Source organism: Maribellus sediminis (assembly GCF_011799805.1).
Lineage (GTDB): Bacteria > Bacteroidota > Bacteroidia > Bacteroidales > Prolixibacteraceae > Draconibacterium > Draconibacterium sediminis_A.
Genome location: NZ_WXUB01000007.1, coordinates 137,651 through 158,476, shown reverse-complemented (window position 1 = coordinate 158,476; position 20,826 = coordinate 137,651). Strand labels below are relative to the sequence as shown.

The 20,826-nt window shown below is 42.7% G+C and carries 24 protein-coding genes; 5 read left to right on the top strand and 19 right to left on the bottom strand.

All coding sequences use genetic code 11. From position 1 onward, the window contains the following. Positions 1 to 86: 86 nt before the first annotated feature. Together HFD85_RS20865 and HFD85_RS20860 are read left to right on the top strand one after the other, a co-directional pair. Positions 87 to 977, top strand: a complete 891-nt coding sequence (locus HFD85_RS20865; RefSeq protein ID WP_167614211.1) for an alpha/beta hydrolase — start codon at positions 87 to 89, stop codon at positions 975 to 977. Between the two features lie 115 nt (positions 978 to 1,092). Next, positions 1,093 to 2,409, top strand: a complete 1,317-nt coding sequence (locus HFD85_RS20860; protein WP_167614210.1) for an aspartate kinase — start codon at positions 1,093 to 1,095, stop codon at positions 2,407 to 2,409. Between the two features lie 61 nt (positions 2,410 to 2,470). Here HFD85_RS20860 and HFD85_RS20855 read toward each other — a convergent pair whose 3' ends face one another. From HFD85_RS20855 to HFD85_RS20845, 3 genes are read right to left on the bottom strand one after another with little or no spacing between them, the layout of a single operon-like run. After that, entirely contained in the window at positions 2,471 to 3,232 is a 762-nt protein-coding gene (locus HFD85_RS20855) for an MBL fold metallo-hydrolase (RefSeq protein ID WP_167614209.1), read from the bottom strand. 4 nt (positions 3,233 to 3,236) lie between these two features. Then, positions 3,237 to 3,779, bottom strand: coding sequence for an isochorismatase family protein (locus HFD85_RS20850; protein ID WP_167614208.1), 543 nt, complete (start codon positions 3,777 to 3,779; stop codon positions 3,237 to 3,239). Positions 3,780 to 3,829: 50 nt separating this feature from the next. Continuing rightward, entirely contained in the window at positions 3,830 to 4,447 is a 618-nt protein-coding gene (locus HFD85_RS20845; RefSeq protein ID WP_167614206.1) for a KpsF/GutQ family sugar-phosphate isomerase, read from the bottom strand. 290 nt (positions 4,448 to 4,737) lie between these two features. Between HFD85_RS20845 and sucC the strand changes: the two genes are divergently transcribed. Both sucC and sucD read left to right on the top strand, forming a co-directional pair. Next, on the top strand, positions 4,738 to 5,871 hold the full coding sequence (gene sucC, locus HFD85_RS20840; RefSeq protein ID WP_167614204.1) for an ADP-forming succinate--CoA ligase subunit beta: 1,134 nt from the start codon (positions 4,738 to 4,740) through the stop codon (positions 5,869 to 5,871). Between the two features lie 26 nt (positions 5,872 to 5,897). Then, entirely contained in the window at positions 5,898 to 6,770 is an 873-nt protein-coding gene (gene sucD, locus HFD85_RS20835; protein WP_167614202.1) for a succinate--CoA ligase subunit alpha, read from the top strand. Between the two features lie 77 nt (positions 6,771 to 6,847). On the opposite strand, the gene HFD85_RS21720 is transcribed toward sucD, so the two are convergent. The 16 genes from HFD85_RS21720 to HFD85_RS20760 all read right to left on the bottom strand — a co-directional run bounded on the left by HFD85_RS21720 (position 6,848) and on the right by HFD85_RS20760 (position 19,686). Further along, positions 6,848 to 7,138: an ORF6N domain-containing protein gene (locus HFD85_RS21720; protein WP_206082046.1), complete on the bottom strand. Its 291-nt coding sequence runs from the start codon at positions 7,136 to 7,138 to the stop codon at positions 6,848 to 6,850. Positions 7,139 to 7,176: 38 nt separating this feature from the next. Further along, positions 7,177 to 7,353 carry an ORF6N domain-containing protein gene (locus HFD85_RS21960; RefSeq protein WP_206082045.1) on the bottom strand — a complete coding sequence of 59 codons (177 nt, stop codon included), beginning with the start codon at positions 7,351 to 7,353 and terminating at the stop codon, positions 7,177 to 7,179. A 155-nt stretch (positions 7,354 to 7,508) separates the two neighbouring features. Beyond that, entirely contained in the window at positions 7,509 to 7,979 is a 471-nt protein-coding gene (gene queF, locus HFD85_RS20825; RefSeq protein WP_167614200.1) for a preQ(1) synthase, read from the bottom strand. Further along, on the bottom strand, positions 7,976 to 8,635 hold the full coding sequence (gene queC, locus HFD85_RS20820; protein ID WP_167614198.1) for a 7-cyano-7-deazaguanine synthase QueC: 660 nt from the start codon (positions 8,633 to 8,635) through the stop codon (positions 7,976 to 7,978). Before queC ends, queF begins: the two co-directional genes overlap by 4 nt. Before the next feature lies 1 nt (position 8,636). Next, complete coding sequence (locus tag HFD85_RS20815) at positions 8,637 to 9,317, bottom strand: queuosine precursor transporter (RefSeq protein ID WP_167614192.1); 681 nt, start codon at positions 9,315 to 9,317, stop codon at positions 8,637 to 8,639. 114 nt (positions 9,318 to 9,431) lie between these two features. Continuing rightward, entirely contained in the window at positions 9,432 to 9,770 is a 339-nt protein-coding gene (gene arsC / locus HFD85_RS20810; RefSeq protein ID WP_167614190.1) for an arsenate reductase (glutaredoxin), read from the bottom strand. An 11-nt stretch (positions 9,771 to 9,781) separates the two neighbouring features. Further along, a complete protein-coding gene (gene ppk1, locus HFD85_RS20805) occupies positions 9,782 to 11,866 on the bottom strand; it encodes a polyphosphate kinase 1 (RefSeq protein WP_167614188.1) in 2,085 nt (694 codons plus the stop codon). Between the two features lie 87 nt (positions 11,867 to 11,953). Next, a protein-coding gene (prfB, locus tag HFD85_RS20800; RefSeq protein ID WP_167614186.1) for a peptide chain release factor 2 occupies positions 11,954 to 13,043 on the bottom strand; the annotation gives its coding sequence in 2 pieces (ribosomal slippage) (positions 11,954 to 12,979 and positions 12,981 to 13,043; 1,089 coding nt in all). Positions 13,044 to 13,152: 109 nt separating this feature from the next. Beyond that, positions 13,153 to 13,530, bottom strand: coding sequence for a diacylglycerol kinase (locus HFD85_RS20795; protein WP_167614184.1), 378 nt, complete (start codon positions 13,528 to 13,530; stop codon positions 13,153 to 13,155). Positions 13,531 to 13,575: 45 nt separating this feature from the next. Further along, entirely contained in the window at positions 13,576 to 14,046 is a 471-nt protein-coding gene (locus tag HFD85_RS20790) for a regulatory protein RecX (RefSeq protein ID WP_167614182.1), read from the bottom strand. A gap of 77 nt (positions 14,047 to 14,123) precedes the next feature. Beyond that, positions 14,124 to 14,852 carry an ABC transporter ATP-binding protein gene (locus HFD85_RS20785; RefSeq protein WP_167614180.1) on the bottom strand — a complete coding sequence of 243 codons (729 nt, stop codon included), beginning with the start codon at positions 14,850 to 14,852 and terminating at the stop codon, positions 14,124 to 14,126. 53 nt (positions 14,853 to 14,905) lie between these two features. Beyond that, positions 14,906 to 16,369, bottom strand: coding sequence for a DUF5687 family protein (locus tag HFD85_RS20780; RefSeq protein ID WP_167614178.1), 1,464 nt, complete (start codon positions 16,367 to 16,369; stop codon positions 14,906 to 14,908). 74 nt (positions 16,370 to 16,443) lie between these two features. Beyond that, positions 16,444 to 17,151, bottom strand: a complete 708-nt coding sequence (locus tag HFD85_RS20775) for a hypothetical protein (RefSeq protein ID WP_167614176.1) — start codon at positions 17,149 to 17,151, stop codon at positions 16,444 to 16,446. Between the two features lie 6 nt (positions 17,152 to 17,157). Further along, positions 17,158 to 17,862, bottom strand: coding sequence for a hypothetical protein (locus HFD85_RS20770; protein WP_167614174.1), 705 nt, complete (start codon positions 17,860 to 17,862; stop codon positions 17,158 to 17,160). Continuing rightward, on the bottom strand, positions 17,863 to 18,195 hold the full coding sequence (locus HFD85_RS20765; RefSeq protein WP_167614172.1) for a PadR family transcriptional regulator: 333 nt from the start codon (positions 18,193 to 18,195) through the stop codon (positions 17,863 to 17,865). A gap of 51 nt (positions 18,196 to 18,246) precedes the next feature. Then, positions 18,247 to 19,686: a lamin tail domain-containing protein gene (locus HFD85_RS20760; protein WP_167614170.1), complete on the bottom strand. Its 1,440-nt coding sequence runs from the start codon at positions 19,684 to 19,686 to the stop codon at positions 18,247 to 18,249. 80 nt (positions 19,687 to 19,766) lie between these two features. Here HFD85_RS20760 and HFD85_RS20755 point away from each other — a divergent pair, with 80 nt between their 5' ends. After that, entirely contained in the window at positions 19,767 to 20,777 is a 1,011-nt protein-coding gene (locus HFD85_RS20755; protein ID WP_167614168.1) for an aspartate-semialdehyde dehydrogenase, read from the top strand. Positions 20,778 to 20,826: the final 49 nt, after the last annotated feature.

Below are 20,826 nucleotides of genomic sequence, written 5' to 3'. Positions count from 1 at the left end.
TCAATATTAACACTGCGGTAAAAACGCTGTGCAGTTTTTGAGAGCCATTTCAATATTCCTACTTTTGTGTCACAATCAAATTTGAAATGGAACAGCAACAGCAACTTCCGGAAGCAGTAAACGCAGCCGGTGTAAGAGCAACATATTGCAACGAAACTTACGGACCTCACGAACGAAATACTTTTGATATTTGGCTGGCAGACTCGCAGGAGCCAACACCGCTGGTAATATTTATTCACGGAGGTGGTTTTATTGGAGGCGATAAATCGAGGTATTACGAATCGGAAGACTGGCCCCGACTTTTGGAAGCAGGAGTTTCGGTGGCCAGTATCAATTACCGGTATATGAACGAGCCGCCGTACGGAATTCTGAGCAGTATGAACGATTCGAAACGTTGCCTGCAATACATTCGCAACAACGCTGAAAAATTCAATATAGATAAAGAAAAAATTGCCTGTTCCGGAGGATCGGCAGGAGCTGGAACCGCTCTTTGGCTGGCTTTTTCGGATGATATGGCCGAGCCCGAAAGCGAAGATCCGGTATTGCGCGAATCAACAAAAATTGTGGCTGCCGGGGCATTTGTAGCTCAATCCACGTACGATATTTTGCGCTGGTCGGAGATAATCGGTCTTCCTGCTGAAAAAAGCCAACAGGAATTGCAGATGATTGCCCGTGCTTTTGGCCTGAATTCAGCAAAAGGAGTGGATCTGTATGCACAAACCGATATCAGAAATAACCTCGATTTCCTCAAGAAAATGAGCGCCGATGGTGCTCCAATCTTTGTGTACAACGACAAGGAAGCCGGAATACCGACAAATGAAGATGAACTTCAGCACCATCCCCTGCACGCCAAGGCGCTAAAAGACCGGGCTGATGAAGTCGGACTGGAAGCTGTTGTTTATGCGCCTTCTATCAGTCTGATTGATGAATCGGGAAAAGATCTTGTCGAATTTTTGTTGGAAAAGTTCAGAGATTAGAATGAGGTTTAAACATTCGCTGTGAAAGTAAATGCAGTTTGGTTTGATATCTTTTATAATTTCCTAAAAATAGTCATATTTGCCGTCTAATTAATTTCAAAGCTATAAACTGAAAATGAGAGTTTTAAAATTTGGAGGAACATCGGTTGGATCGCCTGAAAATATGCGGGCTGTAATGAATTTGGTAGCCGATGGCGAGAAAAAGATAATTGTACTTTCGGCCATGTCGGGAACTACAAATTCGCTGGTTGAAATTTCGAATTTCCTGCACAAGAAAAATAAAGACAGCGCCAGAATCGCAATCGGGAAACTGGAGGCAAAGTATAAGGAAGTAGTGGCAGAATTGTTCACTTCTGATGAAAACAAACAAAAGGGACTGGAAATCGTAAAGGAAAGTTTCGACACCCTTAAATCGTTTACAACCGGTAACTTTTCGCTGGTTGGCGAGAATACCATTCTGGCGCAGGGCGAGATTATTTCTACCAACCTGGTTACCATTTTAATGAATGAAAGTGGTTACAATACCAAGTTATTGCCGGCGCTCGATTTTATGAAAATTGATGAGGACAAAGCTGCGGACCTGAATTTTATTCGCGAGCACATTACTCCGGTTATTGAAGCGGTGGGAGAGGCCGACTATTACATTACGCAGGGATTTATTTGCCGCGATGTTAACGGCGACATCAATAACCTGCAACGTGGTGGTAGCGATTATACCGCATCGTTGATCGGTGCTGCTATCGATGCAGAAGAAATTCAGATTTGGACTGACATTGACGGATTCCATAATAATGACCCGCGTTTTGTGGAGAACACGAAGAAAATAGAACAGCTTTCGTTTAATGAAGCTGCTGAGCTGGCGTATTTTGGTGCCAAGATCCTGCACCCGCAAACCGTTTTGCCGGCACGTGTTCAGAATATTCCGGTGCGACTGAAAAATACCATGAATCCATCGGATGGAGGAACTTTGATCACCGCAGAGTCGGATGGTAAAGGCATAAAAGCAGTTGCCGCCAAAGATGGCATTACAGCTATAAAAATTCGCTCTGGCCGAATGCTGATGGCCTATGGTTTTCTGAAAAATGTGTTTGCCATTTTCGAAAAACACCGTACTTCAATTGATATGATCTCGACGTCGGAGGTGGCTGTTTCATTAACCATCGACGACACAAAACAACTGGATACTATTCTGGAAGAATTAAGCCAATTCGGAACAGTTGAAGTGGATTACGATATGTCGATTGTTTGTATCGTTGGCGATATTATTGAAGAAGAAAAAGGTTTTGCATCGAAGGTTTTCAACGCTCTGGATGGCATCCCGATCCGAATGATATCGTACGGAGGAAGTCGCCACAATATTTCTATTCTGGTGCCAGAATCACGTAAAAAGGAGACATTGGTTGCCTTAAGTAAAAACCTGTTGAATAATTAGAGAATCTAATTCATTATTGATAGTGTCCCGGATTAACAATGTTGGTCCGGGATTTTTTTGTCTACTGCAATGTGAATATTTCGCTGGCTTCGTAGCGGTAAGCCAGTTTAATATTGAATCTTTCAGAAAGCGGCTGCATGGTTTCAAAGGCTTTTTCGGGCGAGTTGTTGTCTTTCGACAAGTGACTTAAGAACACACACTGTAATTTCTCCGAACCATGTTCGTCAAGTAATTGGAAAGCCTGATCGTTGGAAAGGTGTCCCAGGTCAGAAGCCACGCGTTTTTTTAGAGGCCATGGATAATGTCCGTCCCACAGCATTTTTTCATCGTAATTCGATTCAAGGAACACACTGTCGCATTGGCTGAAATGCGTTTTTACGTTGTCGCAGGCTTCGCCAATGTCAGTAAAAACTCCGATGTTTTTATCGTGATATTTCACCCTGAAGGAACAGGGTTCGGCAGCGTCGTGATTTTTCAACACCGGGTAAACCGAAAATCCACCTACCTCAATCACGTCTTCCGGTTTGAAAAAACGCGGATAATCGGGGCGCAGGTTTTTATACGCACTGTTGTAAGTTTTTGCCGTGATGTATACCGGAATTTGCAAGCGCTTGGCCAAGACCCGTGCACCGCGCATGTGGTCGCCGTGTTCGTGTGTGATAAAGAGGGCTTTCAGTTTTCCGGGATCAAGCTCACGTTCCGCCATGCGAATTAAAATCTGTTTGGTTGAAATACCGGCGTCAATCAAAATTGCATCGGTGTTGTTCCCGATGTAATAGCAATTTCCGTTACTTCCTGAAGCGATGGCGCAGATTTCGAGCATACTATTATTTAACCAGTTTCGAAATGGCTTTGAACTCAGTTGTACCTGCAGCACGGGTCAGTTCAAAAAGAATCGATTCATACGAAGTCATCATAATTCCTTCGTTTCTGAAGCGTTCTTTAGCGATCTCGTAGTTTTCTTTTGTGCGCGACGAAACGCAATCCATCACCACAATCGGGTTGAGTCCGGCCTCCTTCATGTCAACCGCGGTTTGCAATACACATACATGCGATTCAATTCCGCAGATAATTACGTTCCGGGCGTTCAACTGCTGGAGCTTGGCATTGATTTCGGGCAGTTCGTAACAGCTAAAGGCGGTTTTCTCGATGTATTCGAAATCGGGCATTACAGCTTTAATTTCGGGCAGTGTTTCGCCTAAGCCTTTTGTGTATTGCTGGCTAACCAGCATTGGGATATTTAGCGTATTCAGGCCTTCGATTAATATTTTGCAATTTTTCAGGAGGGTTTCTTTTTCATTCATTACCGGGAACAAACGTTCCTGAATGTCGATAACCAATCCAATTGTATTTTCTTTTGTAATTCGCATTCTTTTGAATTTTTCGGTTTATGTTGTATGCTCTAATACAACACTAACAACTACTTCTTGCTTTCTGTTCTTGCCTGTGAACGGGATTTGTCGCCAAGGTAACCACCATGGTGACGTTTGGCGTAATCTTCGTTGCTAAAACCTATTTTGTTCATCATCGAAACCACCAGCGCGTCACCAATCACAGTCATTACCGTTGTTGACGTAGTTGGCGAAAGTCCGAGCGGACACACTTCTTTGGGATTTCCGGTGTAAATAAAGGCGTCGGCTTCCTGCGCCAGAACTCCTTCCGGATTGCTCGAAATAACGATCAGCGGCAGTCCTTTGTGCAGGTTTTCTGCCAGGTCGATCAGTTCGATAATCTCACGGGTTTTTCCTGAGTTGGAGATCACCAGCAACACGTCGTTTTCCTGCAGAACGCCCAAATCGCCATGTTGCGATTCGCTCGGGTGGAGAAACACTGCCGGAGTTCCGGTTGAACTAAAAGTGGTTGCAATGTTCAGTGCTATTTGTCCGGCTTTTCCCATTCCGCTGGTTACCAGTTTTCCTTTTTTTATGTGAACCTGGCGGTGAATGAGATTGATAGCCTCGATCATTCCATCTTCAACCGGGATGTTCAGAATTGCCTGCGCCTCGTGTTCGATTACCTTTTTAATTGTGTCCTTCATAAAACTCATTTAGCTTGCAAAACTACTCAAAAAAATATTTCCGCTAGGACTATTGTTTGGCATTTCAGCTGAATTAAGAAAACTGTGATTTTAGTTACGGTAGAAATGTGTTATAGGTCATAAAAAATCAAAACAATTTAGTGCTGCTTAGAGTTAAATAATTAATATTTTTAAGAAATAATTTGGCATTTTGATAAATCAGGAAAATTGTTCAACACAAGCTCCAGACATATCCAACGCAAATTCTTTAAAAAATCATCAATTGCTGATGATCTAAATAATAATATCATATGAAGATTCACGAATATCAAGCCCGAGATTTATTCAGGAAGTACGGGATTCCTGTTCCGGAAGGTGAGTTGTGCCATTCGGTTGATGAGGTTAAAAAGAAAATCTCTGACAAAGACAAATTGAGAGTAGTAAAAGCACAGGTTTTGGTTGGCGGCCGCGGTAAGGCAGGTGGTGTAAAACTGGCTACCACAAAAGCAGAAGCCATTGAAAAAGCCAAGCAAATACTTGGGATGGAAATCAAGGGAATTACCGTTGAAAAAATCCTTGTTGCCGATGCGGTTGACATTGAAAAGGAATTCTATGTTGGTTTGATCAACGACCGTAACACCAAGTCGGTAATGCTTATGGCAAGTGCCGAAGGTGGTGTTGAAATTGAAGAAGTGGCCAAGACTTCGCCCGAGAAGATCATAAAAATGCCGATCGATCCTACCATGGGTTTAATGGACTGGCAAGCCCGGAAAGTGGCGCTTCAGTTATTTGGCGATCCAAAACAGGTGCGTCAGGCAGCCGCAATTTTGGTGAAGTTGTACCAACTTTATATTGAAACCGATTCATCGCTGGCAGAAATTAATCCGCTGGTTCTTACTCCGGATAAACAGGTTCTGGCGATTGACGGTAAAATGAATTTCGACGACAATGCATTGTTCCGTCAGAGAGAAATTATTGCCATGCGCGAGGCTGACGAGAACGAGAAAAAAGAACTGGAAGCCAATGCAAAAGGTTTGTCGTACATTAAACTCGACGGAAATATCGGTTGTATGGTTAATGGAGCCGGTCTGGCAATGGCAACCATGGACATGATTAAATTGTATGGCGGAGATCCGGCCAACTTCCTCGATATCGGTGGTTCGTCGAATCCACAAAAAGTGATCGACGCCATGAATATTTTACTGAGCGACAAAAATGTGAAATCAGTAATGATCAACATTTTTGGTGGAATTACCCGTTGCGACGATGTTGCCCGTGGTTTGGTAGCTGCACTTCAGGAGATAAAAACTGATATTCCGATCGTAATCCGACTTTCAGGAACCAATGCGAAGGAAGGGTTGGAAATTATTGAACAAACCGGTTTGCCGGTGGTAAAAACCATGAGTGAAGCTGCTAAGAAAGCCATCGAGTTAAGTAAAAAGTAAAAAGTTGAAAGTAAAAAGTTAGAGTAATGAGTATACTTATTAATAAAGATACAAAGGTAATTGTTCAGGGAATTACCGGTCGCGATGGTGCTTTTCACACCAGTAAAATGAAAGCTTACGGAACCAACATTGTTGGAGGAATTTCACCCGGCAAAGCGGGTCAACAGGTCGAAGGTATACCTGTATTTAACACCGTTGAAGATGCTGTAAAAGCAACGGGAGCAAATGCTTCAGTAATTTTTGTTCCGGCACCTTTTGCAGGAGATGCTATTATGGAAGCCAGTTACGCCGGCATCGAACTGGTGGTTTGTATTACCGAACATGTTCCTGTTCAGGATATGATTCGCGTAATGCCGGTGTTGGAAAAACACGGTACGAAACTGATCGGTGCCAACTGTCCCGGATTAATTACTCCGGGCGAATGTCTGATCGGGATTCTTCCTTCCATGATTTTTAAGCCCGGAAACGTTGGTCTGATCTCGCGTTCGGGGACATTGACTTACGAGGTGGTAAACATGCTAACTGAAAGTGGTTTGGGACAAACAACCTGCGTTGGAATTGGTGGTGACTCTGTATCGGGTCTGTATTTTATCGATCTGCTCGAAATGTACGAGAACGATCCAAAAACCGATGCCGTAGTTGTTATCGGTGAAATTGGTGGCGACGCCGAAGAGCAGGCTGCAAAATTCATCAAGGAAAAAATGACCAAACCGGTGGTTGCCTTCATTGCCGGTCAATCGGCTCCTCCGGGAAAACGAATGGGACACGCCGGAGCGATTATTTCGAGTGGAGCAGGAACGGCCGAAGAAAAGGTTAAAGCCTTTAATGCTGCTGGTGTTCCGGTTGCGAAAGAACCTTCGGAAATACCCGGGCTGATCAAAGAAAAATTAGGAAAATAGATTGTCTTTTGCTTCAGGAAGAGGACAATTTTATATAGCCGGTTGCTGAAAAGTAGCCGGCTTTTTATTAAATATTATTACTTTGTTTTATAGCCGATTGGCTTGCGTTCTTTAAACTGAGGTTTGACCAATTCTTCAATAATGCGATAGATGTTGGCGATGTGCTTATTTTGTTCTGATTCCGATTGCTGGAGTTCTTCAATCTTTTTTATCAATTCGGTGTAGTTGCTTGCCCATTGCCGCATTTTCACAAATACCCGCATGATGGATATTTTTACTTCTATCGCTTGTGGGCTATTCAGTACAGAAGAAAGCATGGCAACTCCCTGCTCGGTAAAAACAAAAGGGGGATATCTTGTTCCTCCCATTTACTTGAGGTGCCAAATTGGAACCTCAAGTTATCCCACTATTCTTTCGAGAGTTCAAACATAAAATCATTTGGGAAACGTTCGGAATTTCTTCGCACTGCACGCTTTAATATCTTCGTTTCAATGCCATACATTTCTGCAAGATCAGCATCCAGCATTACTTTTTGATCACGAATCCGATAAATAGATTTGGTAATTCGTTCTTCGATTAACAATTCGTTGGCTATTTCCGGTTTTTAGGTGTGAATGAATTAACAAGGGTTTTATTATCTTCAATTTAGTAAAAAATCACAAAAACCTGGTTTTGCAATATTCAGGGGTTCCGGAAAAGATTTTACAGTTGAAATTGTTCTTTACGAATCAGCCTGTGTTAACGATTATCAATCTTTTCCGGATTCAGGTCGTGGTTTTGCAAGCGGTACCAGGCCAGTTCTTCATAACGGGTTCCTGGTTTTCCGTAATTGCAGTACGGATCGATACTCAGGCCACCACGCGGAAGAAATTTACCCCACACTTCAATATATTTTGGCTCCATCAGTTTCACCAGGTCTTTCATAATAATGTTAATGCAATCTTCGTGGAAAGCACCATGGTTTCGAAAACTGAACAGGTACAATTCCAGACTTTTACTTTCTACCAGTTTCCCATCTGGAATATAGCTGATGTAGATTGTTGCAAAGTCGGGCTGGCCGGTGATCGGGCACAGGCTGGTAAATTCGGGTGCATTAAATTTCACCCAGTAATCGTTTTCGGGGTGTTTGTTGTCGAAACTTTCGAGCACGCCGGGCGTGTAATCGAAGAGGTAGTTTGTATCTTTTCCAAGGTGTTGTAATTCGCTCATGATCGTTTTGATTTTAAGTAATTCTCCAAACCACGGTTACGCAACATGCAGGCAGGGCAGTGTCCGCAACCGCTTCCTTTTACGCCGTTGTAACAGGTTACGGTTTCATTTTGAATAATTTCCATCACACCCAGTTCATTGGCGAGCTGCCATATCTCCGCTTTGTTTTTCCACATCAGCGGGGTGTGAATGGTGTAATCGAAATCCATCGAGAGTTTTAGCGTTCCGTTCAACGACTGGATAAAATCGTTTCGGCAATCGGGATAACCACTGAAATCAGCCTGTCCCACACCGGTGATGAGGTGGTGAATTTCGTTTGCTTTTGCGAAGATGGCAGCGTAGGTGAGAAAAAGCATGTTCCGTCCTTCCACCAGTGTATTGGGCGGACGGTTTTCAGGTTTTACTTCTTCCACATTCATTTCCTGGCTTGTCAGTGCATTTTGCGTGAGTTGTCCCAACAGATCGATCTTGAAAACGGAAAGCGGAATGCCGGCTTTATTTGCAATTTTTTGAGCTGCTTCCAGTTCAATTTTGTGCCGCTGTCCGTAGTCGAATGCGATAGCCTGTACCGCTGCAAAGTTTTGCTTTGCCCAAAAAAGACAGGTTGTTGAATCCTGTCCTCCCGAGAACACCACCAGTGCTTTATCGGCGATCATATCAAACTTGTTTTAAGCTGAACGGATTGTAAGAAACATTGTAATCGAACGTGTCGATGCCCTCGATCTTTTTGACCTTGTTCACGATCAATATTGTAAGCGGAAGCACAAGAATTTCGTAAACAGTTTTGATGAGCGCCTGAGTAAGTATCATGGTCAACATCACCTGTAATGGGAAGATCCCGGCAAAAGCCACAGTAATAAAAATAAGCGAATCTGCTCCTTCTCCGGCCAGTGTGGAGACAATGGCACGCAGGGAAAAATTCTTCCCTTTACTCATGATTTTAAAGCGACTCATTACGTAAGCGTTCAGAAATGAACCCACCAGGTAAGCGGCCATACTGGCGGCAACAATTCGCGGAGCATTGCCCAGAGTAGTGGCGAATGCATCCTGTCCTTCCCAGAACGGAGCTGAAGGTGCGGCAATGGCTAGTGTGAAGAACAAAGCTGCTAGAATATTTACACCGAATCCGGCCCAGATGATCAGTCTTGCTTTTTGGTAGCCCCAGACTTCTGCGATCACATCGTTGATAATGTAGGCCAACGGAAAAATCAGCACTCCTGCCGGAGCTGACCACGGTCCGATCATCATGATTTTTATTGCAAGAATGTTGGAAAGGATAAGGCAGGCAGCAAACAGAATGCCCGCCAACATAAAAGTTACGGATACTTTTGTTTTCATTTACTTGTTTTTTACGTGGTTATCAAGCACACGTTGTTAATGCGGGCGCAAATATATAACAATTTCACAGATTTGTAGGTTCGCCTATAATCTGGTCAATCTGCTGTTTTTGTCTTAAAGGATGCTGTCAATATTTTCAGGCGGATTCCCCAATACAGCTTTATCTCCATTTACCACAATCGGACGTTGCAACAATTTTGGATTTTCTACCAATACTTTTATCCATTCCTTATCGCTCAACGTTTTGCCTTTGAATTCATCTTTATAAACCTGTTCCTGGGTGCGAACAAAATCAAACGCCGGTCTTCCTGTTTTGGCAATCAGGTCACTCAATTCTTTTTCACTGATGCCATCTTCAAGGTATCGTACTTCTTCAAAATCACAGCCTTTTGTTTCAAGATATTTGAGCCCGTTTCGGCTTTTCGAGCAACGTGGATTATGGTAGATTTTCATGGGTCAGAGTGTTATTTCGTTGTATCAATTGTCTCGTCGTTTACAGTATTAATTTCCTTAATGTAATTGTAGAAGTCTTCCTGTGCACGGTATTTTTTATCCGTGTTTCCGTCTGAATATTCGTTTAAGAGTTGCGGATCGAGTATACGGGCTTTCGAATTATCGCGTAACTGGATAAAGAGCTGTTCTTTTAATTCAGCTTTGATCGATTCATCGTAAATAGGGCAGGCTACCTCAATTCTGCGGTTCAGGTTACGCGACATCCAGTCGGCCGATGAGATGTACATTTTTTCTTCGCCACCGGCACCGAAGAGGAAAAGCCGCGTGTGTTCGAGGTACTTGTCAACAATGCTGATGGCAGTTATGTTTTCGCTGTAACCATTGAGCCCGATTTGCATCCCGAAAATCCCACGAATGATCAGCTGTATTTTCACTCCGGCCTGTGCCGCTTCATACAGTTTGATCATCATTCCCGGATCGATCAAACTGTTCATCTTCAAAATCATCCAGGCGGGTTTTCCCTGTTTGGCCAGCTTTATTTCGTGATCGATGTTTTTTACAAAGTGTTTTCGCATCGAGAAGGGGCTCACCACCAGGTGCTCGTAGTTAAAATGCAGATAGTTTTGTTTGAAGAAGTTGAATACTTTTTCCACTTCGTCTGCCAGTCGCGGATCGGCGGTAAGCAGGCCTTTGTCGGTATAAACCCGTGCTGTTCCTTCGTGAAAGTTACCGGTGCCGATGTACGCGTAGTTACGCATTTTACCATTTTCTTTACGTTGTACCCACGCCAATTTGCTGTGTACTTTCATCCCGGGTACTCCGTTGATCACATTTGCACCTTCTTCCTGTAATTTATTCGACCAGTAAATATTGGCTTCTTCATCGAATCGCGCCTGAAGTTCGACGACCACAGTAACCACTTTTCCGTTTCTTACTGCATTCAGCAGTGCATTTACCACTTTCGAATCGGCAGCAACACGGTAAATTGTCAGCCCGATTTCTTTCACCTGCGGGTCGATGGCCGCTTCACGAAGAAAATCGAGTACATGGTTAAAAGTGTGATACGGGAAATGCAACATGATGTCCTTTTGCCGCATCATTTTCAGCACACTGGTAAAAGGCGGCAAATCCTTATGTCGCGAAGGAGGAAGGTTGGTATAATAATGTTCTTTTTTCCCAATTTCGGGGAAATTCATAAAGTCTTTGTGATTATGGTAGCGCCCGCCGGGTACTGCATCACCTTTTGCCAACTTCATCTTTTTAAGTAAAAACGAAAGCAGATCATCGGGCATGTAACGGTCGTAAAGCAAACGCACAGGCTTACCTTTTTTGCGTCTTTTCAGACTGGTGCTCATTTTCTCGATAAAGCTTTTCGAGATGTCATCATCCAGGTCAAGTTCAGCGTCGCGTGTAATTTTAATGGTAAACGCGTCGTATCGGTCGTAATCAAAGTAGAAGAAGATGTCGGCCATGCAATAACGAATGATATCGTCGAGCATGATTACAAATTGCTTTCCTTCATCTCCGGGAATGACCAGGAATCGTGGTACCGAACGACCCGGAATTCGGATCAGTGAATAAGCTTTGTCCTCGGGCGCTTCTTCTTTCCATAATTTGATGGCCAGGTACACCGAGCGATCGCGCAGGTAAGGGAATTTGTTCTTGCCCAACATGATCGGCACCAGGTTGGGAAGCACTTTATCGTAAAAGTATTTCCGCACGAATTCACCCTGACTCTCGCTAAGCTCCGTTTCATCGATCATGAATATGTCGTTGGCCTTCAGTTCTGTAATGATGTCCTTGAAGATCTCCTGTACTTTTTCCTGTTGCTGATGGACGGTTGCATAAATCTTGTTGTGCAGTTCCGTTGGAGTCATTTCACCCAGCAGGTTTTCTTCGTCTTTACCAATGTCGACCATTCTGCGAACGGTAGCCACCCTCACCCGGAAAAATTCGTCGAGGTTGTTCGAGAAAATACCGATAAACCGAATTCGCTCGAATAGGGGAGTCTCCGGATCTTCCGCTTCCTGGAGCACCCGCTCGTTAAACGACAACCAACTGATTTCCCTGTTTATGAATTTTTCGTTTGTATACATGTGAGGCCTTATTTACTGGTTGAGAACAACTTTTACAAGATGATAAAAGCCTGCGTAATTTGCAAGTAGAAAACGGTTGTTTTCGGCTTATTCGCCACCGAATTCCATCAGGTAGGCTTTTATAAAACCATCGAGTTCGCCATCGAGAACAGCGTTTACATTGCCGGTTTCATAACCTGTGCGTACGTCCTTCACCATTTTGTAAGGCTGCAACACGTACGAACGGATTTGTGAGCCCCATTCGATTTTCTTTTTCGAGGCCTCAATTTCGGCAGTTTTTTCGCGGCGTTTGCGCAGTTCCAGTTCATACAACTGCGATTTCAATAAACGTAGCGCGTTTTCCTTGTTGCCCAGTTGAGACCGGCTTTCGGTGTTTTCAATGGTGATTCCGGTGGGGGCGTGTTTCAGCCGCACACCTGTTTCCACCTTGTTTACGTTCTGTCCGCCGGCGCCTCCACTTCTGAAAGTATCCCACGAAATGTCTGCCGGATTGATCTCAATTTCAATTGAGTCGTCGACCAACGGAGCAACATACACCGAAGTGAACGAAGTCATTCGTTTGTTCTGCGCATTAAAAGGCGAAAGTCGAACGAGGCGATGCACGCCGTTTTCGCTTTTCAGATAACCGTAGGCAAAATCGCCTTCAATTTCTATGGTACAGCTTTTTATCCCTGCTTCGTCGCCAGCCTGCATGTCGGCAATTTTCATTTTGTAGCCGTTCTTTTCAATCCAACGGGTGTACATGCGGAAAAGCATGTCGGCCCAGTCGTTACTTTCGGTTCCGCCGGCTCCGGCATTTATACGAAGTACTGCTCCCAAACGGTCTTCCTCGTTTCGGAGCATGTTTTTGGCTTCAAGCTCTTCCACCAGTTTTTCTGTGTCGGCAAAAGCCTGATCCACTTCTTCTTCGCTGGCTTCTTCCATTTCGAAGAATTCGTACAATACCAGAAAATCTTCAGTGGCCTGGTTTACTTCTTTGAATCCATCGGTCCACACCTTGATGGTGCGGATGGTTTTCATTTGGGCTTCAGCTTCTTTGGGATTGTTCCAGAAATCGGGATCCTGTGTTTTGAGTTCTTCCTCTTCGAGTTGAATTATTCTTGCATCGTAGTCAAAGATGCCTCCTCAGCGCATCCCGGCGCTCAACAAGGTCTTTAACCTGTTCCTTTAAAATCATGTTTTTGTTTTATTTTTTGTTGGAACGCAAAGGTAATCGGAAAAGTTTAGAGTTTCATGTTCAAAGTTTAAAGAATTAGTAAGTAGTCGCAGTCTCAGTTTTCATAATCTTATCTGAGTAAAATAAAAACCTTAGGTAAAAATATAATTACTCCAATTACGAAAGCTGCGATGGCAGCCACCAGTACACTGGCCGCAGCAAGGTCTTTTACTTTTTTTATTTGATGGTGTTTTTCAGATGAAACAAAATCGGCGATGTTTTCGATGGAAGTGTTTATGATTTCAGCGGTAATAACCAGGCCACACGCGAAAATAATTGCGATCCATTCGAAGGTTGAGATTTTGAGAGCGACTCCGGCAGCTACTGCGAAAACACACGCTATTACATGAATCCGTGCGTTTGGTTCTTCTTTTAACAGGATTCTTAATCCGGAGAAAGCAAATCTGAAACTTTTGAATATTTTTCGTATGGAAAATTGGAGATTCATTACTGAATTATTTTCCGTCAACCAACTGAAAACTGCGACTGAACTCTATTCCAGTGCCAGGTTCATATAACGGTGAATCAATTCAGGTTCGAAACCACGACTTTGCGCAAAGCGGATGACCTGTCCCATTTTTTCGAACTTGTTTTTCTTTTTAATGGTTTTAGCCTTTTCTTTCATCGTCTTCACCAGCACATCTTTGTATTTGTCATCGTCGATCACTTCCATGCCGCGTTCGATTACATCATCCGACAATCCTTTCGATTTCAGGTAATAACGCATCTTGATTTTGCCCCACTTATTGAATTTAAATTTGTCTTTCACATAAGCCCGCACATAGCGCTCGTCGTCGATGTATTTCTCGTCGATCAATTTATCGATGATTTCGTCCACAATTTCATCCACGATCTCGTAAGCCATGATTTTTTTTCTGATATCAGCCGAACACTGTTCAGAACGGCTGCAAAGCTGTGCCATTTTTGAATAAGCCTGTTTTATATTCTGATCGTGATTTTCCATGAAGCGAAAATTTCTGTTAAAATTACAGAAAAAACAGGTGCTGACCTAACGTTTTAATCCTCCGTATTTTGATGCTTTTACAACTCTTCGTGAAAAGAAGTTTCCACCTTCACACCCGTAAAGAATTCTTCGAGTTCGGCCAGTGTGGTTTCGGTTTTTTGTACGTCGCGCACTATTTCTCCTTTCTCCAGAATTACAATTCGGGAGCACACATCGGCAACATGGTCCAGGTCGTGACTCGAAATCAGAATGGTTTTGTTTTGCTGCTTTCCAATTTCCTTAATGATGTTGCGAAGCTGGTACTGCGACGAAGGATCGAGGTTGGCAAAAGGTTCGTCGAGGACAATAACCTCGGTGTTTCCCATAAAGGCGCCAACCACACCCACTTTCTTCTGATTTCCTTTTGAAAGGTTGCGAATGAATTTCTTTTTCCCCAGAATTTCATCCTTAAAGAAATCATTGAACCTGCTGAGAAATGCGCTAACATCGGTGTCGTTCATAGTACGGAGTTCGCCAATAAAACTGAAATACTCATCGGGAGTGAGGTACCCGATTGTAAAACTTTCGTCGATATAAGCTGCTACCAGTTCTTTCCAGTCTTCCGATTTTGCCACGGGAATTTCGTTGATCAGTACTTTTCCGCGGCTGGCGCGAATCAAATCAAGAACGAGCGAGAAGAAAGTAGTTTTACCGGCGCCGTTGTTGCCAACCAGTCCAAAAATTTCACCTTTTTCAATACTCAGTTCGGGGATGTTTAATACGGTGGTTCCGTTGTATTCTTTTTGTAAGTTGATTACTTGTATCATGATGTTTTAATTTTCGTTTTAAATTTTAATTCTTCATTTACCATTTTAGTTGCCTAAGTGGACTTATACCCCGCCAGCATTTTGTGTTTGCGTTTCAGGTATTGACCGGTAAAATAATCGATCAGTTTTGGGTGAAGGATGATGCCGATCAAACCAAGCACACCGAGTATCACGTATGCGGCAATATTTCCGAAGGCCAGGGTTAATAGTCCGTAAACGGCAAGAGGACCGAATATTATGGGGAAGGTAATCAGCCAATTAGTGGCACTCATTCCCTGGTAGTTGAAGGTTGCCCGTTGGTCGAGGTCGATTGACTTTCGGCTGTTCAGCCCCAAAGCAAAAATTACCCAGGTATTTACCCCAATATTGTACAGCATTACCACAAAGTGTATGTAAAGCACTTTGGGCGTGATGTACATGTAACCCAGCGAAAGCAGGTAAAATATAATGTTGGTGACCGCCATCAGGAAAAAAGCCGACTGCAGCACCTGTTTCATTTTCATATTTTGGGCCATCAACAGCGGGTAATAGCGACTGTGCCAGGCCGGGAAGAACTGACCGTACATCATACTGAAAACGCCGGTCATAAACATACCGCCAAGAACGATGATAAATTCCGGCCCGTCGGGTTTATAGTCGCGGTAAATCAGCAGGCCATAAAAAATAAACAGGACCGACATCATAGCCGATTGTCGCGGACGTTTGTTGCGGGCGATCATTTTTACTTCGAGCGACAACATTTTTCCGTATTCGCCAACCTGGTTCAGCCACGAAAAATCGTGCGTGGTGCCTTCTTTTTTCTTTTGCGTGAGTTCGTCGATGTAAAACCGGCTCCACAGGTATTGCTGGTTAAGCAGATACAGCAGAACGATTAGTGCCGGGAACAACAAAGCCGTGATTGGTTGTGCTATTACCAGGTCGAATAGTTTTCCGAATTGTATGCTAAAATCGAAAATGCCAAAGTAATCGATGGCAAAAACGCCGGCTGCCAGGGCCAGAAAACCGTAAAATAAGGCATTCGATTCGTTGGTTCGCCACTTGATATAAATGGCCAGAAAATGATTCACAAATATCATCAGGATTAATGATGCCAGCCAGACAGTCAATACCGGAGTTTCCAATTCGGTAACGGCTATTCTGAACGTGAAAGGCAACATTAAAAAGAAGGGCAATACGTTAAAAAAATGCAACAACGATTTATTCAACATGTAGCGGGCGATGCGTTTTCGCCTCACCGGTGTGATAAGAAATGGCTGATAACCAAAGGTTGGCAGATTTTGCATCATTACCCTGAAAATGAGGTCGAAACCCACATAGATAAAAATTAGTGCATTAAAAGCCTGCATTTTATTTGGTACTTCTGCCAGTTGCTCGGTGAGTTGAAACCCAAAAAAAATGCCGACTAAACTGAAATACAGCGCCAGGAAAATCAGGATGCCTTTGGTCGCCATGTTTTTACTCATGGAAGCCGAACGCACAAATTCGCGCCAGGCAAAATAAAAGAAATTACGTTTCATTGTATTGTTGTGAAATTTTTGATTTTACTACTGAGACTTTGGTTTATTTGTTAGTAATGCGCAAAACGCTAAAGTTACAAAGCAAATTCAGGAAATTGTTGGCTGAAGTGTTCTTTTATCTTTTCGGGAACATAAAATAGTTCTCCATAAATACCTATAGAAATGCCGACAATTACAAGTGAGACAGCAAATATTCCGGCAGTATTTTGTAAAGAAGATAAGTTTAAGATATTCCAAAAATGAAAAGCTTGGAAGGGAATCTGGCTAAAGAAGATAATCATAAACTGAGTGTCTTTTAAGCGATCGAGCAGCATAAACTTTTTGCCTTTTATTTTAGTTACTTGAAATCTTTTCGGAAAAATTCGGTAGTAGTAATATACCAGGAAGATGATTATGCCTCCAAAATATGGGACAAGGATCAACAGGTCATTCTTTATTACTTTGAAAAGTGTTGCAAGAACTATTGTAAAAGCAAAAGTCATCACAATTTTTGGCCAGCTAAAAAACTCAAACAAATACTTCCACAAAAGCCGGTTGTATTTTTTTCGGAGTTCGCGTTGCTTTTGTTCTTTTATTTTGCTGAAGCCGTGAATACCGAATTTCCTGAAAGAATTCCTTAACGCATTTTCAAATGAAAGTTCAGGCTTCTCCTGCCACTGCTCCTCGATCGATGAGGCGAGGTGATCGACCAGTTCAACCTGCAAATCGTAATGATAAACGTAATGCTTTCGGCAGAACTCAAAGAGAAATTGGGTTTCGTTGTTTGTGATGGTGCGGTTCATAGGTGGTTATTTTACAAATTCGGGAAATTGTTCAGTAAAATGTTGCTTGATTTTTTTTGGTAGAAAAAACATATTGGCGTACAGTAAAATGCTGGCTCCAACTAAAAAGAAAGACAATGCAGCAAGTAGCATTTTGTTTTCAACGGATTCAATTTTTATCCAATTAAAAAGCGAATGAATAAGATTGGGTAGTTGTAGCAATATTATTATCAAGTACATTGATTGGCTTTGCCGGCTAGCCAGCAGAAACATTTTTCCGGTTTTACCCGATATTTTAATCTTTGGAAAAATAAAAAAGAGATAGATGGTAAATAAAACTAAAATTATTCCTGAGTAGATCAGAAGAATGCTTTTGGTTTGCGAAGTGGTTTGGAATACGATAAATACACCGAGCGTAAGCACAAACGTCAGCAGTATTTTGGGCCATTTGTAAAACTCCAGTAAATATTTCCAAAGCAGTAAGTTGTACTTCCGGTTAACTTCTTTTTCTTTTGTGCGAACCATCTTTGTGAAGTTGTTTTTGCCAAAGCTGGATATTGCATTTTTTTGAGCCTGCTTAAATTCCAGTTCAGGGTTTTTCTTCCATTGCTCTTCAATTATTGAAGCAAGATGATCAACAATTTCGATTTGCACATCGTAGAAAAACACACCATAATTTTCGCAAACCTTGAAAAGTTCGGTAGTTTCTTCTTGTGTTACGGTTCGGTTCATTTATGCCAATTTTGGGTTCAACAAAACATCCATATGCTGGATAAATGTTTTCATTTCGTTTAGCAGGTTAACGGTTTCCCTTTTTCCGTTTTCGGTTAGAAAATAATATTTGCGCGGGCGGTTATTTACCGTTTTTATTTCAACGCTCAGCAGGCCTTTCGCTTCCAGTTTATGCAGGGTGGGGTAGAGTGCGCCTTCGGTAATCACCAGTTCGCCGGTAGTAATCTTCTCTACTTCGCGGGTAATTTGGTAGCCATACATTTTGCCTTTATCATTCAGTAATTTCAAAACGATGGTTGAAAGGCTCCCTTTGTACAATTGGTTTTTTTGCATGTAATAAAAATAAGTAAAAAATATATACCTAAGAAACTTGGGTATGTGAAATTATTCTAAAACATCTGTCAATACTACGCCGTCTTTAAATTGTTTAATATTTCCTTTTAAATCGTAGAGTTCAACCAGCACCACATACACACCGAGGTTTTGTCGTTGTCCGTTTTCATTTGTTCCATCCCAATCAACAGTTTCAGAAGTTCCTATCACAATGTTTCGGGCCAGGGTATTTACCAAGCGGCCGGCTGAATCGAAGACTTTTATGGTACACAGGTAGCCGGGTTTGTCGAGCTCGAAATGAATGGAATAGTTATCGTGATAACCGTCGTTGTTTGGTGAAAATGATTCCGGTTCGAAAGTGACTGATACTTTTTCGTTGCCTTGAATATCGGCCTGCGAATTTTTATAGCCCGGTGTTGCGTAGCCTGCAAACGATGAGGCAGAATGCCAGTTGTCAGGATCATTGGTTGGGGCTTCAAACGAAATGCGTTCGAGCGAAACGCCTTCGCGATCATGAAAAACAGGAAGGTGCAGCTCTTCGGTGTAAGCGAATTCATCTATGATTTCCAGTTCCTTATTCAATAAAACCACCACGTCTTCATCGTTATTGAAGGATGGAAACTTCTCCATTTGCAGAAAGCAATCGGGACACTCAACGTAAAACCAGGGGAAAACACCGTTTGTGTCATTTGTAAGTGCGAGGTAGGAATTGGGTTCGAATGTGATTTTTTCTGAAGTTAGTGAATAGACTTGTGTTAGCTCGTTCTCCTTGTCGCGTGATGCCAGGTAGAGTTTATTTAAAGGAATTTTTTTTTCGGAATAGTTGTAGATCTCCACAAAATCTTCGCCATCAGGAACGGGATTGAACAACACTTCATTGATCAGCAGATCGCCGGATTCAATAAACACCGGATTTTTCTCTTCCCCGGAAACTACAACTTCATCCAGAATGACTTTGTCTGATGCGTAATGGTTGTTCATATAAACTACAATCTGAAGAATGTTGCCATTCAGCCCGGTTTGAGTTGCAGTATCGGTGCCCCAGTTTCCTGCGTTTTCGCCTTTCGTTTCAAAAAGAATTTCTTCACCATTGTCGAGTTTGGAAAAAGCTTTCAGGTATTTGGTGGCTTCGTTCGCACCACTGCCGGTTTCAGAGGCTTCAAGTGTTACGGTAATGTTTTTATTGGCTGAAATGTCGATGAGTTCAGAAGTCCAGATGACTTCAGCATTAATATCGCGGCATTCAAACCGGCCACCTGAAGTAGCTACTGTTTTAGCATAATCGTCAGAATTCGAGAGTTCTACAGCGGAATATTCTAAGGTCCAGCTAGTAATTCCATCAAAATCGCTAATGATTTCCGAAGTTGTATCATCGCCCCATACTCCTTTTTCGGGCATGTTAAAGCTTTCGCGCCACACTTCCTGGGCGGACGAAACCAAAGACAAACAGCACAACAAGAATGTTAATATTTTCGGAAGATTGGGTGCCACCTTATTAGCAATTTAGTGCAAAATACTAACTTTGACGCACTTATTTGATAGCAAGGACTTTAAAATTAAAATTATTAAAAATGAAAGTTGCAATTGTTGGTGTGAGCGGCGCTGTAGGACAGGAGTTCCTGCAGGTATTGGCCGAGCGTAATTTCCCGATGGATGAGTTGGTAATTTTTGGATCGGCAAGAAGTGCCGGTAAAACCTATGAATTCAAGGGAAAACAGCTAACGGTTAAGGAACTGAAGCACGGCGACGATTTTAAAGATATAGATATTGCTCTAACTTCGGCGGGAGCAGGTGTATCGAAGGAATATGCTGAAACCATTACGAAGCACGGTGCAATTATGATCGATAACTCCAGTGCGTTTCGTTACGACGACGACGTGCCGTTGGTCGTACCTGAAGTGAATCCGGAAGATTCGCGTGTTCGCCCGAGAAACATTATTGCCAATCCAAACTGTTCTACCATTCAAATGGTAGTGGCACTGAAACCAATCGATAATATGTCGAAAATTAAACGTGTTCGCGTTGCAACCTACCAGGCTGCCAGTGGTGCCGGTGCACAGGGAATTGCAGAATTGGAAGAACAAGTGCTGGATGTGGCTCAGGGTAAACCGGCAAAAGTTGAAAAGTTTGCGCATCAGCTGGCTATGAATATCATCCCGCACATCGATGTTTTCCTGGATAACGATTATACCAAGGAAGAAATGAAGATGAACTGGGAAACCAAGAAAATTATGCACACCGATGCAGAAGTAAGTGCAACCTGTGTACGCATTCCGGTAGCCCGTGCTCACTCTGAAGCTATTTGGGTTGAAACGGAAGCACCCGTTTCGGTAGCTGCGGTTAAAGAGGCTTTCGAAAATTTTGAAGGGCTGACTGTAATCGATAATCCAAAGAAAAACGAATATCCGATGCCGTTGTTTGTGTCGGGAAAAGATGATGTTTATGTTGGAAGGATCCGTCAGGATGTTACCGATCCGAACAGCATCACTTTCTGGTGTGTTGGCGATCAGATTAAAAAAGGAGCTGCGCTAAATGCAGTTCAAATTGCCGAATGGCTAATTGCAAATGGTGAAGTAAAATAATCTACAATATTATTAATACTGAAAAGCTCGGGTGTCCGGGCTTTTTTTG

What these genes read in the sequence shown, in the direction of transcription:
- HFD85_RS20865 (WP_167614211.1), top strand. Translation starts at nt 87, where the DNA reads ATGGAACAGCAACAGCAACTTCCGGAAGCAGTAAACGCAGCCGGTGTA.
- HFD85_RS20860 (WP_167614210.1), top strand. Translation starts at nt 1,093, where the DNA reads ATGAGAGTTTTAAAATTTGGAGGAACATCGGTTGGATCGCCTGAAAAT.
- HFD85_RS20855 (WP_167614209.1), bottom strand. Translation starts at nt 3,232, where the DNA reads ATGCTCGAAATCTGCGCCATCGCTTCAGGAAGTAACGGAAATTGCTAT.
- HFD85_RS20850 (WP_167614208.1), bottom strand. Translation starts at nt 3,779, where the DNA reads ATGCGAATTACAAAAGAAAATACAATTGGATTGGTTATCGACATTCAG.
- HFD85_RS20845 (WP_167614206.1), bottom strand. Translation starts at nt 4,447, where the DNA reads ATGAAGGACACAATTAAAAAGGTAATCGAACACGAGGCGCAGGCAATT.
- sucC (WP_167614204.1), top strand. Translation starts at nt 4,738, where the DNA reads ATGAAGATTCACGAATATCAAGCCCGAGATTTATTCAGGAAGTACGGG.
- sucD (WP_167614202.1), top strand. Translation starts at nt 5,898, where the DNA reads ATGAGTATACTTATTAATAAAGATACAAAGGTAATTGTTCAGGGAATT.
- HFD85_RS21720 (WP_206082046.1), bottom strand. Translation starts at nt 7,138, where the DNA reads ATGGGAGGAACAAGATATCCCCCTTTTGTTTTTACCGAGCAGGGAGTT.
- queF (WP_167614200.1), bottom strand. Translation starts at nt 7,979, where the DNA reads ATGAGCGAATTACAACACCTTGGAAAAGATACAAACTACCTCTTCGAT.
- queC (WP_167614198.1), bottom strand. Translation starts at nt 8,635, where the DNA reads ATGATCGCCGATAAAGCACTGGTGGTGTTCTCGGGAGGACAGGATTCA.
- HFD85_RS20815 (WP_167614192.1), bottom strand. Translation starts at nt 9,317, where the DNA reads ATGAAAACAAAAGTATCCGTAACTTTTATGTTGGCGGGCATTCTGTTT.
- arsC (WP_167614190.1), bottom strand. Translation starts at nt 9,770, where the DNA reads ATGAAAATCTACCATAATCCACGTTGCTCGAAAAGCCGAAACGGGCTC.
- ppk1 (WP_167614188.1), bottom strand. Translation starts at nt 11,866, where the DNA reads ATGTATACAAACGAAAAATTCATAAACAGGGAAATCAGTTGGTTGTCG.
- HFD85_RS20795 (WP_167614184.1), bottom strand. Translation starts at nt 13,530, where the DNA reads ATGAATCTCCAATTTTCCATACGAAAAATATTCAAAAGTTTCAGATTT.
- HFD85_RS20790 (WP_167614182.1), bottom strand. Translation starts at nt 14,046, where the DNA reads ATGGAAAATCACGATCAGAATATAAAACAGGCTTATTCAAAAATGGCA.
- HFD85_RS20785 (WP_167614180.1), bottom strand. Translation starts at nt 14,852, where the DNA reads ATGATACAAGTAATCAACTTACAAAAAGAATACAACGGAACCACCGTA.
- HFD85_RS20780 (WP_167614178.1), bottom strand. Translation starts at nt 16,369, where the DNA reads ATGAAACGTAATTTCTTTTATTTTGCCTGGCGCGAATTTGTGCGTTCG.
- HFD85_RS20775 (WP_167614176.1), bottom strand. Translation starts at nt 17,151, where the DNA reads ATGAACCGCACCATCACAAACAACGAAACCCAATTTCTCTTTGAGTTC.
- HFD85_RS20770 (WP_167614174.1), bottom strand. Translation starts at nt 17,862, where the DNA reads ATGAACCGAACCGTAACACAAGAAGAAACTACCGAACTTTTCAAGGTT.
- HFD85_RS20765 (WP_167614172.1), bottom strand. Translation starts at nt 18,195, where the DNA reads ATGCAAAAAAACCAATTGTACAAAGGGAGCCTTTCAACCATCGTTTTG.
- HFD85_RS20755 (WP_167614168.1), top strand. Translation starts at nt 19,767, where the DNA reads ATGAAAGTTGCAATTGTTGGTGTGAGCGGCGCTGTAGGACAGGAGTTC.